A 17169-nucleotide genomic window follows, 5' to 3' on the forward strand; every position below is an offset into this window, starting at 1 on the left:
CCCGTACGGCACGCGGGCCGGGCCCGGCACCGTCATGGTGCCGGGCCCGGCCCGTACCCCCGTACCCCGTGCATCCCTCGGGTCCGCGGTCAGTTGTGGCCGAACTTCCGCTCTCTGCGGTGCGACGGCTGCTCGATGACGGACCGCGGCGACTCGGCGGCCGCGGCGGTGCCCTTCTCCTTGGCGGAGGTGGTCTCGCGCGGCTCGTGGCCGCCCGTGCGGGCGCCCTTGTTCACCCGGGTCTGTTTCCTGCCCACGATCGTGCCTCCCGTGCGACGGCTCTCGGACGCGGCCGGGCCGCGTTTCCGTGTCCCTTCAGGCTCGCACGGGAGTACGAAGCACGCATTACGGGACGGAGCGGGCCGTGGGTTCCAGGACCCGGCGGAAGGCGGTGAGGGTCGGGGTGCCGGCGGCCCGGTCGAGGACGGCGAAGACGACCTCGTCGAAGTGGCCGGCGAACCGTCCGTCACCGGTCAGCAGCGCCTTGAAGGCGCCGGCCACCTCGGCCGGGTCGTTGCGGAAGACGCCGCAGCCCCAGGCGCCGAGGACGAGCCTGCGGTACCCCTCGGCGACGGCGGTCTCCAGGACCCGCTCGGCGCGGGAGGCCAGCACGGCGGGCAGCCGGTGGGCCCGGTCGGGGGCCTGCCGGCGGACGACGCCCGCGTTGGGCGCGGGCGAGGTGAGGAAGCCGACGGAGAAGGGGGCGGCGAGCAGGGTGCCGCGGTCGTCGCGGAAGACCGGGACGCCGGGCGAGTGGATCACCCGGTCGGTGTAGAGGGTGTCCCGGTCGGCCCGGTGGTGGGCGTAGTAGTCGGGGGCCCGGAGCAGCGTGGCGTGGAGGGCGGAGGAACGGCACAGGGCCTCCTCCTGGGCCTGGGCGCCGTTGAGGTAGCCGCCGCCGGGGTTGCGGGCGGAGGCGAAGTTCAGGACGGCGACCGGCCGGCCGGGGTCGGCTCCGGTCATCCGGCGGGCGGCGGCGAGGCTGCTCTCGCCGGTGACCTCGATCCGGGCGGCGCCGTCGGTGCCGGGGGTGACGGGGACGGGTTCGGGGCCGTACAGCCGGGTTCCGGCCAGGGCGGCCGCGAGGTCCTCGCGGAGGGAGACGGTCCGCCCGTCGGGGGCGGTGTAGGAACCGGCGGCGACGATCGCCTCGGTCTGCCGCGCGATCTCGCGCAGTCGTGCACTCATGTCCGCAGGATGATCGTTTCGGCCGGTCCCGGACAAACGATTTTTCCTCGGACTCCCCCTTCCCCGCGCCGTTCCCCGCTCCGTCCGCCTCCGGGGGGCGTTTTACGGCCCGCCGGGGGCACAAGGGGCGCATACGGGAGCGCGAAGGCGCCCTTGCACGCCGCCCGGCGGTGGCTTTAGGTGGAAAGCAGCGACTCCCGAACGGTTTCGCGACCAGCACCCGGAGGTGCACGGATGACGCCTGGCGGCACCCCGCGCGGCGGCCCGCCCCTCACCGAAGAGGCGGCGGAGGACCTGTTGCGCTGCATCTGTTTCAAGACCGGCCCGCCCCGGACGGTGGGGGTGGAGCTGGAATGGCTCGTGCACGACCTGCGCGATCCCCGCGAGCCGGTGCCCCCGGCCCGGCTGGGGGCCGCGCTCGACACCGTACGGTCCCTGCCGCTGGTGTCGGCCCTGACCTTCGAACCCGGCGGGCAGCTGGAGCTCAGCTCGCAGCCGGCCGGTTCCCTGATGGAGTGCCTGGACTCCCTCGCCTCCGACCTGACCGCGGTGCGCGGGGTGCTCGGGCCGCTCGGCCTGACGCTGAGCGGGTACGGGGTCGACCCCTGGCACTCGCCCCGCGCGCGGGTCCTGCGCGAGCCCCGGTACGAGGCGATGGAGGTCGCCCTCGGCCGGACCGGTCCCGGCGGCCGGGCCATGATGTGCGAGTCGGCCTCGGTCCAGGTCTGCCTGGACGCCGGCCACGAGGAGCCGGGTCCGCTCGGCTATCTGCGGCGGTGGGAGCTCGCCCACCTCTTCGGCGCGGTGCTGGTGGCGGTCTTCGCCAACTCCCCGCAGCACGGCGGGCGGCGCACCGGCTGGCGCTCCACCCGGCAGGCCCTGTGGGCGGACCTCGACCCCTCGCGGACGCTGGCGCCGCCGCCGGACGGGGAGCCGCGCGCGGAGTGGACCGCGCACGTCCTGGACACTCCGGTGCTCTGCGTGCGGGCCGAGGAGGGCCCGTGGCTGGTGCCGGAGGGGCTGACCTTCCGGGAGTGGCTGCGGACCGGGCTTCCGCGGCCCGCCGACGTGGACGACCTGCGCTATCACCTGACGACGCTGTTCCCGCCGGTCCGGCCGCGCGGCCATCTGGAACTGCGGATGATCGACGCGCAGCCGGGCGCGGACGGCTGGATGGTGCCGGTGGCGGTGACCACGGCCGTCTTCGAGGACGCGGAGGCCGCCGAGGCGGCACACCGGGCGGTACGCCCCCTGGCGGAGCTGGCCGGTCCGGACCCGGCGCCCCGCAACCCGCTGTGGACGCGGGCGGCGCGGGACGGGCTCGCCGACCCGGTGCTGCACGCGGCGGCCCTGGAGATCTTCGCGGCGGTCGGGCCCGCGCTGCGGCGGATCGGCGCGAACGAGCGGGTGCGGCGGGCCGTGGACGCCTTCCGGGAACGGTACGTGGATCCCGGGGGCTGCCCGGCCGACGAACTCCAGGTGACGACCTCATGAGCGGGACGACCGACACGAGCGGGACGACCGGGACGACCGGGACGGCCGGTGCGGGCCCGGTCCGGGACGCGGAGGCGCTGCGGGCCCGGGCACTGGCGGCGCTGACCGCCGCGCGGAGCCGCACCGCCCTCCTCACCGACTGCGTGGGGGACGGTGAACTCACCGCCCAGCACTCGCCGCTGATGTCCCCCCTGGTCTGGGACCTGGCCCACATCGGGAACCAGGAGGAGCAGTGGCTGTGGCGGACGGTCGCGGGCCGGGAGGCGCTGCGGCCCGAGATCGACCCGCTGTACGACGCCTTCGCGCACCCGCGCGCCGAGCGGCCTTCGCTGCCGCTGCTCCCGCCGGCCGAGGCCCGCGCGTACGCCTCCGACGTACGGAACCGGGTGCTGGACGTGCTGGCGGAGGCGCGGCTCGACGGCTCCCCGCTGGTGGACTCCGGGTTCGCCTTCGGGATGATCGCCCAGCACGAACAGCAGCACGACGAGACGATGCTGATCACCCATCAGCTGCGGCGGGGGCCCGCCGTGCTCGACGCTCCCCCGCCGCCGGCGCACCCCTCCGGCCCGCTGCCCGAGGAAGTGCTGGTCCCCGGCGGGCCGTTCACCATGGGCACCTCGGACGAGCCGTGGGCGCTGGACAACGAACGGCCCGCGCACGTCCGCACGGTGCCCGCCTTCCACATCGACGTCCTGCCGGTCACCAACGGCTCCTATCTGGCGTTCATGGCGGACGGCGGCTACACCGACCCGCGCTGGTGGCACCCGGACGGGTGGGCGCAGATCCGCGAACACGGCATCGTGGCACCGTTGTTCTGGCACCAGGAGGGCGGGCGGTGGCTGCGCCGCCGGTTCGGGACGACCGAGCCGGTGCCGGAGGACGAACCGGTGCTGCACGTGAGCTGGTACGAGGCGGACGCGTACGCGCGCTGGGCGGGGCGGCGGCTGCCGACGGAGGCGGAGTGGGAGAAGGCGGCCCGGCACGATCCGGTGGCCGGCCGCTCGCGCCGCTACCCGTGGGGCGACGCCGACCCGGGCCCGGAGCACGCCAACCTGGGCCAGCGGCACCTGCGGCCCGCGCGGGCCGGGAGCTATCCGGCCGGGGCCTCCCCGCTCGGGGTGCGGCAGCTGATCGGCGACGTGTGGGAGTGGACGGCGAGCGACTTCCTGCCCTATCCGGGCTTCCGGGCCTTCCCGTACAAGGAGTACTCGGAGGTGTTCTTCGGGCCCGGGCACAAGGTGCTGCGGGGCGGCTCCTTCGCGGTGGACGCGGTGGCCTGCCGGGGCACCTTCCGCAACTGGGACCTCCCGGTGCGGCGGCAGATCTTCGCGGGCTTCCGCACCGCCCGGTCCGCGGAGCTCGACTGATGTGCCGTCACCTCGCCTACCTGGGCGGCCCGGTGGCGCTCGGGGAGCTGCTCGTACGGCCGCCGCACGCGCTGCTGCGGCAGGCGTGGGCGCCCCGGACGCAGAGCAGCGGAGTGGTGAACGCGGACGGCTTCGGCGTGGGGTGGTACGCGGACGGGGACCCGGTCCCGGCCCGCTACCGCCGCACCGGTCCCATCTGGGGCGACCTGTCCTTCGCCGACCTGGCCCGGGTGGTGCGGAGCGGCGCGGTGCTCGGCGCGGTGCGGGGGGCGACGCTGCCGGGCGCGGACGGGGAGGCCGCGGCGGCGCCGTTCGCCTCGGGGCCGTGGCTCTTCAGCCACAACGGGGCGGTGCCGGGCTGGCCGGGGTCGCTGACCCCGCTGGCGGCGACGCTGCCGGCGGCCGAGCTGCTCGGCCTGGAGGCGCGGACGGACTCGGCGCTGCTGTGGGCGCTCGTGCTGCACCGGCTGCGGGCCGGGCGGGGGCCGGGGGACGCGCTGGCCGGGACGGTCCTGGCCGTGGCGGAGGCCGCCCCCGGGGCGCGGCTCAATCTGCTGCTCACCGACGGCGACCGGGTCGCGGCGACGGCGTGGGGGAACAGCCTGTGGTTTCTGCCGGGTCCCGGCCGGGTGGCCGTGGCCTCCGAACCGTACGACGACGATCCGGACTGGCGGGAGGTGCCCGAGCGCACGCTCGTCACCGCCTGCCGGACGGACGTCGCTCTCACCCCGATCGAGGAGCCGTCCGCGTGAGCGCGTTCCAGCTGACCCGTACCCTCGCCCCGGACGCGGCCGCCGCAGACCTGCGCGCCGACGTGCTGCACGGGCTGACCCGCACGCCCAAGGAGCTGCCGCCGAAGTGGTTCTACGACGCGCGCGGCAGCGAGCTGTTCGACGAGATCACCCGGCTGCCCGAGTACTACCCGACGCGGGCCGAGCGGGAGATCCTGGTCGCGCGGGCACCTGGGATCGCGGCGGCGACCGGTGCCCGGACGCTGGTGGAGCTGGGGTCCGGCTCCTCGGAGAAGACCCGCTTCCTCATCGACGCGCTGCTGCCGGGACTGACCGCGTACGTGCCGGTGGACGTGAGCGAGTCCGCGCTGACCGGGGCGGCCGAGGCGCTGCTCGCCGACCGCCCGGGGCTGCGGGTGCACGCGCTGGTCGCCGACTTCACCCGGGGGATCGAGCTGCCGGACACCCCGGGGCCCCGGCTCGTGGCCTTCCTCGGCGGGACGATCGGGAACCTGCTGCCCCAGGAGCGGCGGTCCTTCCTGGCCTCGGTCCGGGCGATGACGGCGCCCGGTGACGCCTTCCTGCTCGGCACCGACCTGGTCAAGGACGAGGCGACCCTGGTGGCCGCGTACGACGACGAGGCCGGGGTGACGGCGGAGTTCAACAAGAACGTGCTGGCCGTGATCGACCGGGAGCTGGACGCGGACGCGGATCCCGGCGACTTCGAGCACGTGGCCCGGTGGGACCCGGAGCGGGAGTGGATCGAGATGCGGCTGCGGGCCCGGCACGCCCTGACCGTGAAGATCCCGGCCCTCGACCTGGTGGTGCCCTTCGCGGCGGGCGAGGAGGTGCGGACGGAGGTGTCGGCGAAGTTCCGTCAGGAGGGCGTGCGGGCGGAGCTGGCCGACGCGGGGTTCGAGCTGGTGCGGTGGTGGACGGACGAGGAGGGCCGGTTCGCGCTGTCGCTCGCGACGGCGCGGTAGGCGGCGGGGGCCGTGGCCTCCTGCCCGCGGCCGGTGGCCTGCCGCGGGACCGCGGGCCGCCGGAGGCCGGGCCGTCGGAGGCCGGGCCGCCGGAGGCCGGGCCGCCGCGTGGCGGTGGCCCGGGCCTGCCGCGGGGTGGTGAGCGGGGGCGTGGTGGGCTGCTGGACGGCTCGTTGGGCTGCCGCGGCCAGCAGTCTGCGGTCTGGATACTGGATCGCGGATATCGGATCCAGTATTCGGATTTCGGCGGTGAGGCGGGGCACCCGCACGACCCGCCACAGCGACGCGCCGAGCGGGTCCTCCCCCACGTACGCCGCCGCCCCCGTGGGCCGGTAGTCGATCCGTACCGGTCGGACATCGGATCCGGTGTCCACGGCCGCCTGGAAGAAGGCCGGGCGGAACCGCCCGCCGGCCCGGCCGCACCAGGTGGAGCCCTCCGGGAAGACGGTCACCCGGCCGCCGGCCGCGAGCGCCCCCGCGGCCTCGCGCACGGTGCCGGGCAGCCGGCGCAGGCCGTCGCGGTCGAGGAAGAGGGTGCCGCCGTGGGCCGCGAGCGCGCCGAGCACGGGCCAGCCGCGCACCTCCCGCTTGGCGACCATCCGGCCGGGCAGGACGGCGGCGACCACGGGGATGTCGAGCCAGGAGACGTGGTTGGCGACCACGAGCGCGGATCCGGCGCCGGGCGGGGCCCCGGTGACGGTCAGCCGGACGCCGAAGGCACGGACGACCGACCGCGCCCAGAGCCGTGCCAGCCGGAGCCTCCCGGCGGAGGGCAGCAGGGCGGCCGCCGGGAGGAGGGCCACCCCGAGGAGCACGGTCGCGAGCCCGGTCGCCAGGCGGGCGCAGGCCAGCGGCGCGGGCGCGGTCCGCCGGGCGGTCCGGCGGACGGCTTCCGCGTCCGGGTGGGCGGCGCAGCGGCGGCCCGGGACGCAGGGCGCCGTGGGGAGCCACGGCGAGGGGGCCGGGGCCGCGCCGTTCACGCGGCCGGGACGAGCGAGAGGAAGTGGCGCAGGTAGCGCGGGTCGGTCCGGCGCAGGGAGAGCAGGACGTAGAGGTCGGCGACGCCGAAGTCGGGGTCGTGGGCGGGGGCCCCGCAGACCTGGGCGCCGAGCCGGATGTAGCCGCGGAGCAGGGCGGGCAGGGGGGTGCGGCCCTCGGGGCGGGGGACGCCGTCGGAGTTCCACAGCCGGTGCGGGGTGACCCAGTGCTCCTCGGGGGCGAGGTGCTTCGCCTTGACGGTGTCCCAGGTGGCGGCGGCGAGCGCGCCTCCGTCGGCGAGCGGGATCGAGCAGCAGCCGGCCAGCCACTCGTGGCCGGTGCGGGTCATGTAGCGGGCGAGCCCGGCCCAGATGAGGGCGATGACGGCGCCGTTGCGGTGGGCGGGGTGGACGCAGGAGCGGCCGACCTCGACGAGGTCGTGGCGGAGGGGGGCGAGCCGGGTGAGGTCGAACTCGGTCTCGGAGTAGAGGCGGCCCGCGGCGGCGGCCCGGTCGGGCGGCAGGATCCGGTAGGTGCCGACGACCTCGCCGGTGGTCTCCTCGCGGACCAGGAGGTGGTCGCAGTGCTCGTCGAAGGCGTCGGTGTCGAGGCCCGGCTCGGGGCCGTCGAGGCGGGCACCCATCTCGCCGGCGAAGACCAGGTGGCGCAGGCGCTGGGCGGCGCGGACGTCGTCCCGGTCGCGGGCGAGGCCCACGAGGTAGCGGGGGGCGGGCTGTGGGCCGCCGGCCGGGCCGGGCTGCGCGGGGAGCGCGGGCAGCGCGACGGCGGGCTGGATGCCGGCCGGCACGGGGACGGCGGGGGCGGTGGCGTCGGCGAGCGCGTGCGAGGGGGCGGGCATGGCGGTCTCCTCCGGCGTGCGGCGGGTGAGGTTCGGTGCCGGTCCGCGAGCGGTGCGGGCCGGCCCCTCGTTTCTTCCGCCGCCGGCTGGATTCGACATGACCGGCCGGGGGATCGCGGGTGTGGGAAGGCTGAATGCTCCGCGGCGCCCCGCCCCGGGGCGCCCGCGGAGGTGGTCCCGGGACCTACTCGGACAGGGTGTCGGTGATGGCCGCCGAGGCCGTGCGGGCCGCCTTCGCGGCGTCCTTGCCCTCCAGGACGGCGGTCATGAAGGGCTTGATGGGGTTGTCGGCCTCGACGTCGGCCCACTGGGGGGAGTTCGGGGTGGCCCGGCCGTTGGCGGCGCCTGCGGCCATGGCTGCGGTGGCCTCCTGGCCGGAGACGACGGAGGCGAGGCTCTTCTTGTTGGGCACGTAGCCCATGGCCCGGGCGAGTTCCGTCTGCCACTTCTCGCCGGCGAGCGCCTTGGCGACGTCGAGGGCGGCGCCGCGGTCGGGGGCGTTCTCCGGGATGATCAGGTCGGAGCCGCCGGTGAAGACCGCGCAGGGGGTGCCGGCCTTCTTGCCGGGGATGGTGAAGTAGCCCAGCTTGTCCTTGAGGTCGGGGTTGGCCTTGAGGACGGCGGCGACCGCGCTGGGGGTGGCGACGATCTGGGCGACGTCGCCCCGGGCGAAGACCTCGGCCTGCGGCGGGTTCTGCTCGTCGGCGTTCTTCGGGCCGGAGCCGAGGGACTGGAGGTCCTTGTAGAACTGCATGCCGCGCAGGGCGGCGGGACTGTCGAGGGCGCCGGTCCACTGGCCGCCCTTGTCGACGGCGAGTTCGCCGCCCTCGTCCCAGATGAAGCCGGCGAGGGTGTACCAGTCCTGGCCGGCCAGGTAGATGCCCTGGGAGCCCTGCCGGTTGAGCTTCTCGGTGGCCTCCAGCCACTCGGCGCGGGTGGCGGGCGGACCCTCGACGCCGGCCTGGGCGAAGAGGTCCTTGTTGTAGATGACGATGCGGTTGGCGGCGTACCAGGGGATGCCGTACTGGGAGCCGCCGATGCTGCCGGGCTCGGCGAGACCGGGCAGCCAGTCCTCGCTGCCGAGGTCGCGGACGGACTCCAGGGTGAGGTCGAAGAGCTTGTCGGTGTCGGCGTACTGGGCGACCTGGGTGTTGCCGACCTCGATGAGGTCGGGGCCGCCGCCGCCCTGGATGGCCTCGGTGACCTTCTTGCCGATGCCGGTCCAGTCCTGGATGGTGACGTTGAGCTCGACGTCGTCGTGCTCGTTCTCGTACGCCTCGGTGAAGCGGTTGAGGAAGTCCTCGCTGACGCTGTCCCGCATGAGCCACATGTCGACCGTGCGGGTCTGGCCTCCGCCCGGCAGCAGTCCGCATCCCGCCAGGGCGAGTGCGGCGGCCGCGGCCAGCGGACATGCGAGATGGCGGTTCTTCACGGAGGTCACCTTCGGTTCAGCACACGGCGGTGTGACATGGGGGGCTGACCCGACGTGGGGGGACCGAACGGGTTGTTCGCGCGGGTATGTGGCACTGGATTCTGGTCTGGACCAACGAAGTGGTCAAGTCCTTGACCATCTCGTTCCCGGAGCGGGCGGACAATCGGCACCGTTACCCACGGGTACGGGCGAAGGGGGCGGGACCGGCCGCCGCCGTGTCGCGCCGGGCCCCGCCCTGGGGCACGGTGGAGGGAACCCCATCGAGGGCACCGAGAGGAGTCCGGCCCCCATGTCGAACCACACCTATCGCGTCACCGAGATCGTCGGAACGTCCACCGAGGGCGTCGACCAGGCCATCCGCAACGGCATCGACCGTGCCTCGCAGACGCTCCGCGGCCTCGACTGGTTCGAGGTCACCCAGGTGCGCGGCCACCTGGTCGACGGACGGATCGAGCACTACCAGGTCGGCCTGAAGGTCGGCTTCCGGCTGGACGAAGAGGCCTGACCCCGCGGCGGGACCCGACCCGCGCGGGCGGCTCCGCGCGGATCAGGTCCGGCCCTCGCGCTCCTGGGCCTCCCTCAGCTCCTCGGAGGGGGTCGCCCAGCGGGCGCGCACGACCGTGAAGCCGGCCTCCTCGGCGGCGTCGCAGACCAGCACGTCGTCGTCGACCAGCATCCGGACCTCCCGGTCGGCCCCGAGCCGCCGCAGGACCTCCAGCTTCGTCACCCGCGCGGGCCGGAAGTCGCGGGGCCGCCGCATGTGGAGCGTCCCCTCGGGGAGCCCCTGTCCGGCCAGCCAGTCCAGGGTGTCCCGGCGGCAGCGCTCCGGGCGCCCCGTGAGGTAGACCACCTCGCACTCCCCCGCCGCCGACCGGCACAGCGCCACGCCCTCCTCCAGCGGCGGGTCGTCGGGGGCCGCCGCGAAGAAGCCCTCCCAGTCCCGGGGTCTGCGCTCCAGGAAGTGCTGCCGGTGGGCGGTCCCGGCGAGCGTGTTGTCGAGGTCGAAGACGGCCAGCGGCCGGAGGTCACCTGTCACGCGGCCAGCCTAGGAGCCGCCACCGACAGGGCCGCGGGAAATGCCGGGGGCCCCAGGGCGTTGACCCCACATGAGCACTCCGTCCCCGGCCCTCCGCCTCTCGGTCCTCGACCGCTCCCGCATCCGCGAGGGCGAGGAACCCTCCCGGGCCCTGCGCGACACCGTCCGCCTCGCCCGGGAGGCGGAGGCGCTCGGCTACCACCGCTTCTGGGTCTCCGAGCACCACGGCGTGCCCGGAGTGGCCGGGTCCGCGCCGACGGTGCTCGCCGCCGCGGTCGCCGCCGCCACCTCCGCCATCCGCGTGGGGACCGGAGGGGTGATGCTGCCCAACCACCGGCCCCTGGTGGTGGCCGAACAGTTCGGCGTCCTGGAGTCGCTGTTCCCCGGCCGGATCGACATGGGCCTCGGCCGCTCGTCGGGCTTCACCGACGGGGTCCGGCGCGCCCTCGGCCAGGACCGGGCGACGGCCGCCGCCGAGGCCGGGGCGTTCCCGGCGCGGATCGAGGAGCTGCTCGGCTGGTTCACCGGGACCCAGACGTCCCACCCCGGGGTCCGGGCCCGGCCCGCCGAGGGGCTTCGGGTGCCGCCGTTCGTCCTGGCGACGGGCGAGGGCGCCCGGATCGCGGCGGAGGCCGGTCTGCCGCTGGTCGTCGGCGACCTGCGCCACCGCGAGCGGCTGGCCGCCGCCGTGGAGGCGTACCGCTCCGCCTTCCGGCCCTCCGGCTGGGCCCCGGAGCCGTACGTCGTCCTCGCCGGCACGGTCGTGGTCGCCCCGACCGACGCGGAGGCGCGGCGGCTGCTCGTGCCGGAGGCGTGGGCGCTGGCCCACTCCCGCACCCGGGGGGAGTTCCCGCCGCTCCTGCCGCCCGAGCGAGTGGAGGAACTGGTCATGACGGAGCGCCAGCGCGGCCTCTACGAGGACGGCCTCACGGGCCACCTGTACGGCACCGGGGAGCGGGTGGCCGGGGAGCTGGCGCGCGTCGTGCGGGAGACCGGGGCGGACGAGGTCCTGGTGACGACGAGCACGTACGACCGGGAGGCGCTGCTCGGCTCGTACCGCGGGCTGGCGCGGGCGGTGGGACTCGTCCCCAGGAGCGGGGGCGGGGACGCGGGCGGGGTGTCGGAGTCCGTCGCCCCGGGCGGCGGCGGGTGACGAAGCCCGTGCCCCTGGGGTGGCGATGAGCGGCGGAGCCCGTACCCCCCGAGGCGGCGGCAAAAGGGATATTGGATAAAATCTCCGCATGCAGGATCCGGTATCCGCCCTCGACCCCTTCGTCCGCGTCCGCGGCGCCCGCGAGCACAACCTCCGGGGCGTGGACGTCGACATCCCCCGGGACGCCCTCACCGTCTTCACCGGGGTCTCCGGATCCGGGAAGTCCTCCCTCGCCTTCGGGACCGTCTACGCGGAGGCCCAGCGGCGCTACTTCGAGTCCGTCGCGCCCTACGCCCGCCGGCTGATCCACCAGGTCGGCGCGCCGAAGGTCGCCGAGATCACCGGACTGCCCCCGGCCGTCTCCCTCGAACAGCGCCGCGCGGCCCCGAGCGCCCGCTCCTCGGTCGGCACCGTCACGACCCTGTCGAACTCGCTGCGCATGCTCTACTCCCGCGCCGGCGCCTACCCGCCGGGGGCGCCCCGGCTCGACTCCGACGCCTTCTCCCCCAACACGGCGGCGGGCGCCTGCCCGTCCTGCCACGGACTCGGCCGGATCCACGAGACCAGCGAGGAACTCCTCGTCCCCGACCCCGGCCTGTCGATCCGTGAGGGCGCCGTCGCGTCCTGGCCCGGCGCCTGGCAGGGCAAGAACCTGCGGGACGTCCTCGACGCCCTCGGGTACGACGTCGACCGGCCGTGGCGCGAGCTGGATCCGAAGGACCGGGAGTGGATCCTCTTCACCGACGACCAGCCGGTGGTCACCGTGCACCCGGTCCGCGAGGCCGGCCGGATCCAGCGGCCGTACCAGGGCACGTACACCGGTGCGCGCCGGCTCGTGCTGCGGACCTTCTCCGAGTCGAAGAGCCCCGCCCTGCGGGCGAAGGCGGAACGCTTCCTCACCAGCGCCCCCTGCCCGGTCTGCGGCGGGAGCCGGCTGCGGCCCGAGGCGCTGGCCGTCACCTTCTCGGGCCGGACCATCGCCGAACTGGCCGCGCTGCCGCTGACGTCCCTGGCCGGGGTGCTGGCCCCGGCCGCCGTGCCCGGCGGCCCGGAGACCGCCCGGGTGCTCGCCGAGGACCTGCTCGCCCGGATCGCGACCGTCACCGAACTCGGCCTCGGCTACCTCAGCCTGGACCGCACCACCCCCACCCTCTCCAGCGGGGAGCTCCAGCGGCTGCGGCTCGCCACCCAACTCCGCTCCGGCCTCTTCGGCGTCGTGTACGTGCTCGACGAACCGTCCGCCGGTCTCCACCCGGCCGACACCGAGGCCCTGCTGGTGGTCCTCGACCGGCTGAAGGCGGCGGGCAACACGGTCTTCGTCGTCGAGCACCACCTCGACGTCGTCCGGCACGCCGACTGGCTCGTGGACGTCGGCCCGCTCGCCGGGGAGCACGGCGGCCGGGTCCTGCACAGCGGACCGCCCGAACTCCTCGCCCAGGTCGAGGAGTCGGCCACCCGCCGCTTCCTCTTCGACCCGCCGCCCGTGCCCGAGCGGCCCGCCCTCGCCCCGGACCGGTGGCTGCGCACCGGGCCCGTCACCCGGCACAACCTCCGGGGCGTCGAAGCATCCTTCCCCCGGGGCGCGTTCACCGCCGTCACCGGCGTCTCCGGCTCCGGCAAGTCCACCCTCGTCGGCGCGCTCACCGAGCGGGAGGCGGACGGGGGACGGACGGTGACGGTGGATCAGAAGCCGATCGGCCGCACCCCGCGCTCCAACCTCGCCACCTACACCGGCCTGTTCGACGTGGTGCGCAGGCTCTTCGCGGAGACCGGGGAGGCGCGGGCGCGCGGCTACAAGGTGGGACGGTTCTCCTTCAACGTGCCCGGGGGCCGCTGCGAGACCTGCCAGGGCGAGGGGTTCGTCTCGGTGGAGCTGCTGTTCCTGCCGAGCACGTACGCGCCCTGCCCCGACTGCCACGGCGCCCGCTACAACCCGGAGACCCTCCAGGTGCGGCTGCGGGGCCTGACCATCTCCGAAGTCCTCGACCTGACCGTGGAGTCGGCGGCGGGGTTCTTCGCGGACGTCCCGGCCGCGGCCCGCAGCCTGACCACCCTCCTCGACGTCGGCCTCGGCTACCTGCGGCTCGGCCAGCCCGCCACCGAGCTGTCCGGCGGCGAGGCCCAGCGGATCAAACTCGCCTCCGAACTCCAGCGGCCGCGCCGCGCCCACACCCTGTACGTCCTCGACGAGCCGACCACCGGACTGCACCCGGCCGACGCCGAGGTGCTGGTGCGCCAGCTGCGGAGCCTGGTGGACGGCGGCCACACCGTGGTCGTCGTCGAGCACGACATGGACGTGGCCGCCGGGGCCGACTGGGTGATCGACCTCGGCCCCGGCGGCGGCGAGAACGGCGGCCGGATCGTCGCCGAGGGCCCTCCGGGCCGGGTGGCACGGGCGGCGGAGAGCCGCACGGCACCGTATCTGGCGAGGGCCCTGGGCCTGACGGCCGAACCGGGGCCGGGCGGCTGAGAACCCGGTGCCGCCCGGTCCGGTGCGAAAGGCCCTAGCTGCTCCGCCCCGTGGTGGAGCCGAAGCCGAGCCAGGTGTGGCGGTTGTTCCACCAGCACCAGCCGACCTTGGGCGCGCCCTTGCGTTCCTTGCCGTCGCGTCCGGTGCCGTTGCTGATCCAGATGGCCGGGGTGCGGGCGTCGAAGGTGCCGCCGGGCTTGGGCAGGCGGGAGGCGATGGTCATGAAGCACTTGTTGCGCTCCAGGACCTCGGGGCGCTGGAGCAGCCAGTGGATGCCCTCGGTGAGGAGGAGCGGGGTGCGTCCGGCGGCGGTGAGGGCGGGCAGGGCCTCCTCGGGGGACCAGTTGCCCAGGTGGTCGCCCCGGTCGGGGGCGTGGAGCAGGTAGAAGGGGCCTTCGGGGAGTTCGACGCCCTGCGGGGCGAAGGCGTCCACGTCCTCCATGTCGACCACGACGAAGCCGGGCTTGCCCGCGAGGCTGAGCAGCGGGGCGAGGGCCGAGGCGGGGGCGGCGTCGGGGTGGACGGCGAGCAGGGAGCCGGCGGGTGCGCCGGGGGCGGCCTTCTCGGCGAAGGCGCGCAGTTCGCCGGCGTCGATGCCGGTGAGGGCGGGGACGCCGAGGGCGATCAGCCGCTCGGCCTGGTCGGTCAGCGGAGGCAGCGGGAACGGGGCGGGGTCGGTGGCGGCGGACGGCGTGCTGGTGGGCGCGTCGGGCAAGGCTCTCCTCGGTCGGGTCTGCGTCGGCCCGGGAAGAACGGCCCGGGCCGACGCTTTGTTCCCGGCAGCGCGAGGAATCGTCACTTCACCTTGCGCCGGGCCCGCAGCCACTCCTTGTTCATGGCCGCGATCGACGGCAGCGGGATGCCCTTGGGGCAGGCCGTGGCGCACTCGCCGGTGAGCGTGCAGCCGCCGAAGCCCTCGGCGTCCATCTGGGCGACCATGTCGAGGACCCGGGTCTCGCGCTCCGGGGCGCCCTGCGGGAGCACGTTGAGGTGGTTGACCTTGGCGGAGGTGAAGAGCATCGCCGAGCCGTTGGGGCAGGCGGCCACGCACGCGCCGCAGCCGATGCACTCGGCGTGCTCGAAGGCGAAGTCCGCGTCGGCCTTGGGGACGGGGGTGGCGTGGGCCTCGGGGGCCGAGCCGGTGGGGACGCTGACGTAGCCGCCGGACCGGATGATGCGGTCGAAGGCGGAGCGGTCGACGACCAGGTCCTTCACGACGGGGAAGGCGGAGGCCCGCCAGGGCTCGACGTCGATGGTGTCGCCGTCGCGGAAGGAACGCATGTGGAGCTGGCAGGTGGTGGTGCGCTCGGGGCCGTGGGCGTCGCCGTTGATGACGAGGCTGCACGCGCCGCAGATGCCCTCGCGGCAGTCGTGGTCGAAGGCGACGGGGTCCTCGCCGCGCAGGATCAGGTCCTCGTTGAGGGTGTCGAGCATCTCCAGGAACGACATGTCGGGGGAGACGCCGTCCACCTCGTAGGTGGCCATGGCGCCCTCGGCGCCGGCGTTCTTCTGGCGCCAGACGCGCAGGTTGAGCTTCATGCGTAGCTCCGCTGGGTGGGGTGGACGTACTCGAAGGAGAGCTCCTCCTTGTGGAGGACGGGAGCCGTGGGCGTGAACTCCCAGGCGGCGGCGTACGAGAACTCCTCGTCGCGCCGGGCGGCCTCGCCGTCCGGGGTCTGGGACTCCTCGCGGAAGTGGCCGCCGCAGGACTCCGCGCGGTTCAGCGCGTCGAGGCACATCAGTTCGGCGAGTTCGAGGTAGTCGACGATCCGGTTGGCCTTCTCCAGCGACTGGTTGAACTCCTCGCCGGTGCCGGGGACCTTGATGCGGCGCCAGAACTCCTCGCGGATCTCCGGAATCCGGCGGAGCGCGGTGCGCAGGCCCTCCTCGGTGCGGGCCATGCCGCAGAACTCCCACATGACCTCGCCGAGTTCGCGGTGGAAGGAGTCCGGGGTGCGGTCGCCGTCGACGGAGAGGAGGAGGCTGATCCGGTCCTCGGTCTCGGCCAGCACCTCGCGGACGACGGGGTGCTCGTCGGTGAGGGGGTCGGCGTGGGGGTTGCGGGCGAGGTAGTCGTTGATGGTGGCGGGCAGGACGAAGTAGCCGTCGGCGAGGCCCTGCATGAGCGCGGAGGCGCCGAGCCGGTTGGCGCCGTGGTCGGAGAAGTTGGCCTCGCCGATGGCGAAGAGGCCGGGGACGGTGGTCTGGAGGTCGTAGTCGACCCAGAGTCCGCCCATCGTGTAGTGGACGGCCGGGTAGATCCGCATGGGGACCTCGTACGGGTTCTCCGCCGTGATCCGCTCGTACATGTCGAAGAGGTTGCCGTACCTGGCCTCGACGGCGTCGCGGCCCAGCCGCCGGATCGCGTCGGCGAAGTCGAGGTAGACGCCCTGGCCGCCGGGGCCCACTCCCCTGCCCTCGTCGCAGACGTTCTTGGCCGCGCGGGAGGCGATGTCGCGGGGGACGAGGTTGCCGAAGGAGGGGTAGATCCGCTCCAGGTAGTAGTCGCGCTCGTCCTCGGGGATCTCGGCGGCGGGGCGGGTGTCGCCCTGCGCCTTCGGCACCCAGATGCGGCCGTCGTTGCGGAGCGACTCGCTCATCAGGGTCAGCTTGGACTGGTGGTCGCCGGTGCGCGGGATGCAGGTGGGGTGGATCTGGGTGAAGCAGGGGTTGGCGAAGTACGCACCGCGCCGGTGGGCCCGCCAGACGGCGGTGGCGTTGGAGTTCATCGCGTTGGTGGAGAGGTAGAAGACGTTGCCGTAGCCGCCGGTGGCGAGGACGACGGCGTCGGCGTAGTGGGTGGAGATCTCGCCGGTGATCAGGTCGCGGGCGACGATGCCGCGGGCCCGTCCCTCGACGACGATCAGGTCGAGCATCTCGGTGCGGGCGTGCATCTCGACGTTGCCGGCGGCGATCTGCCGGGACAGCGCCTGGTAGGCGCCGAGGAGGAGCTGCTGGCCGGTCTGGCCGCGGGCGTAGAAGGTGCGGGAGACCTGGACGCCGCCGAAGGAACGGGTGTCGAGGAGTCCGCCGTACTCCCGGGCGAAGGGGACGCCCTGGGCGACGCACTGGTCGATGATCTCGACGGAGATCTGGGCGAGGCGGTGGACGTTCGACTCGCGGGCGCGGAAGTCGCCGCCCTTGACGGTGTCGTAGAAGAGGCGGTGGACCGAGTCGCCGTCGTTGCGGTAGTTCTTGGCGGCGTTGATGCCGCCCTGGGCGGCGATGGAGTGGGCGCGGCGCGGCGAGTCCTGGAAGCAGAACTGGACGACGTGATAGCCCTGTTCGGCGAGGGTGGCGCCGGCGGAGCCGCCGGCGAGGCCGGTGCCGACGACGATGATCCGGTGCTTGCGCCGGTTGGCCGGGTTGACCAGCTTCGCCTCGAAGCGGCGGGCGTCCCACCGTTCGGCGATCGGGCCGGCCGGGGCCTTGGTGTCGGCGATCGGCTCGCCGACGGTGAAGTCGAGGTAGCTCATGG

At 74.7% G+C, this 17169-nt stretch carries 16 protein-coding genes; 7 read left to right on the forward strand and 9 right to left on the reverse strand.

All coding sequences use genetic code 11. The features are described 5' to 3' along the window. Positions 1-89: 89 nt before the first annotated feature. Together IE326_RS37065 and IE326_RS37070 are read right to left on the reverse strand one after the other, a co-directional pair. A complete protein-coding gene (locus IE326_RS37065; protein WP_170313954.1) occupies positions 90-257 on the reverse strand; it encodes a hypothetical protein in 168 nt (55 codons plus the stop codon). A gap of 88 nt (positions 258-345) precedes the next feature. Further along, positions 346-1188: a TIGR02452 family protein gene (locus IE326_RS37070; RefSeq protein WP_190044707.1), complete on the reverse strand. Its 843-nt coding sequence runs from the start codon at positions 1186-1188 to the stop codon at positions 346-348. Between the two features lie 234 nt (positions 1189-1422). Between IE326_RS37070 and egtA the strand changes: the two genes are divergently transcribed. Genes egtA through egtD form a run of 4 tightly spaced genes read left to right on the forward strand, consistent with a single transcriptional unit; the run spans position 1423 to position 5763 of the window. Continuing rightward, positions 1423-2682 carry an ergothioneine biosynthesis glutamate--cysteine ligase EgtA gene (egtA, locus tag IE326_RS37075; RefSeq protein ID WP_190044708.1) on the forward strand — a complete coding sequence of 420 codons (1260 nt, stop codon included), beginning with the start codon at positions 1423-1425 and terminating at the stop codon, positions 2680-2682. Then, positions 2679-4049, forward strand: a complete 1371-nt coding sequence (gene egtB, locus IE326_RS37080) for an ergothioneine biosynthesis protein EgtB (protein WP_190044709.1) — start codon at positions 2679-2681, stop codon at positions 4047-4049. The genes egtA and egtB overlap by 4 nt, the downstream gene beginning before the upstream one ends. Further along, entirely contained in the window at positions 4049-4801 is a 753-nt protein-coding gene (gene egtC, locus IE326_RS37085) for an ergothioneine biosynthesis protein EgtC (RefSeq protein WP_150234274.1), read from the forward strand. The genes egtB and egtC overlap by 1 nt, the downstream gene beginning before the upstream one ends. Next, on the forward strand, positions 4798-5763 hold the full coding sequence (egtD, locus tag IE326_RS37090) for an L-histidine N(alpha)-methyltransferase (protein ID WP_190044710.1): 966 nt from the start codon (positions 4798-4800) through the stop codon (positions 5761-5763). The genes egtC and egtD overlap by 4 nt, the downstream gene beginning before the upstream one ends. Here the strand turns inward: egtD and IE326_RS37095 are convergent. The 3 genes from IE326_RS37095 to IE326_RS37105 all read right to left on the reverse strand — a co-directional run bounded on the left by IE326_RS37095 (position 5658) and on the right by IE326_RS37105 (position 9032). After that, positions 5658-6743 (reverse strand): lysophospholipid acyltransferase family protein, encoded by a 1086-nt coding sequence (locus IE326_RS37095; RefSeq protein WP_190044711.1) that lies wholly within the window; start codon positions 6741-6743, stop codon positions 5658-5660. The two genes, egtD and IE326_RS37095, sit on opposite strands and share 106 nt — an antisense overlap. Beyond that, positions 6740-7600, reverse strand: coding sequence for a GNAT family N-acetyltransferase (locus tag IE326_RS37100; protein ID WP_190044712.1), 861 nt, complete (start codon positions 7598-7600; stop codon positions 6740-6742). The genes IE326_RS37095 and IE326_RS37100 overlap by 4 nt, the downstream gene beginning before the upstream one ends. A gap of 184 nt (positions 7601-7784) precedes the next feature. Continuing rightward, on the reverse strand, positions 7785-9032 hold the full coding sequence (locus tag IE326_RS37105; RefSeq protein WP_190044713.1) for an extracellular solute-binding protein: 1248 nt from the start codon (positions 9030-9032) through the stop codon (positions 7785-7787). Between the two features lie 289 nt (positions 9033-9321). Between IE326_RS37105 and IE326_RS37110 the strand changes: the two genes are divergently transcribed. Continuing rightward, complete coding sequence (locus tag IE326_RS37110; RefSeq protein ID WP_150234285.1) at positions 9322-9537, forward strand: dodecin; 216 nt, start codon at positions 9322-9324, stop codon at positions 9535-9537. Between the two features lie 42 nt (positions 9538-9579). Here the strand turns inward: IE326_RS37110 and IE326_RS37115 are convergent, their stop codons facing one another. Further along, positions 9580-10068, reverse strand: a complete 489-nt coding sequence (locus IE326_RS37115) for a phosphatase domain-containing protein (protein ID WP_150234287.1) — start codon at positions 10066-10068, stop codon at positions 9580-9582. Between the two features lie 70 nt (positions 10069-10138). Between IE326_RS37115 and IE326_RS37120 the strand changes: the two genes are divergently transcribed. Beyond that, positions 10139-11221, forward strand: coding sequence for an LLM class flavin-dependent oxidoreductase (locus IE326_RS37120; protein ID WP_190044714.1), 1083 nt, complete (start codon positions 10139-10141; stop codon positions 11219-11221). An 88-nt stretch (positions 11222-11309) separates the two neighbouring features. Next, positions 11310-13691 carry an ATP-binding cassette domain-containing protein gene (locus IE326_RS37125; protein WP_190044715.1) on the forward strand — a complete coding sequence of 794 codons (2382 nt, stop codon included), beginning with the start codon at positions 11310-11312 and terminating at the stop codon, positions 13689-13691. 34 nt (positions 13692-13725) lie between these two features. Here the strand turns inward: IE326_RS37125 and IE326_RS37130 are convergent, their stop codons facing one another. From IE326_RS37130 to IE326_RS37140, 3 genes are all read right to left on the reverse strand, one after another. Next, positions 13726-14406 carry a DUF5701 family protein gene (locus IE326_RS37130; RefSeq protein WP_229915841.1) on the reverse strand — a complete coding sequence of 227 codons (681 nt, stop codon included), beginning with the start codon at positions 14404-14406 and terminating at the stop codon, positions 13726-13728. An 80-nt stretch (positions 14407-14486) separates the two neighbouring features. Beyond that, positions 14487-15230 carry a succinate dehydrogenase/fumarate reductase iron-sulfur subunit gene (locus IE326_RS37135; RefSeq protein WP_150234294.1) on the reverse strand — a complete coding sequence of 248 codons (744 nt, stop codon included), beginning with the start codon at positions 15228-15230 and terminating at the stop codon, positions 14487-14489. After that, complete coding sequence (locus IE326_RS37140; protein WP_150234296.1) at positions 15227-17167, reverse strand: fumarate reductase/succinate dehydrogenase flavoprotein subunit; 1941 nt, start codon at positions 17165-17167, stop codon at positions 15227-15229. Before IE326_RS37140 ends, IE326_RS37135 begins: the two co-directional genes overlap by 4 nt. Between the last annotated feature and the right edge of the window lie 2 nt (positions 17168-17169).

The sequence above is a fragment of the Streptomyces filamentosus genome, assembly GCF_014654895.1.
In the GTDB taxonomy this organism is placed as follows: Bacteria; Actinomycetota; Actinomycetes; order Streptomycetales; family Streptomycetaceae; genus Streptomyces; species Streptomyces filamentosus.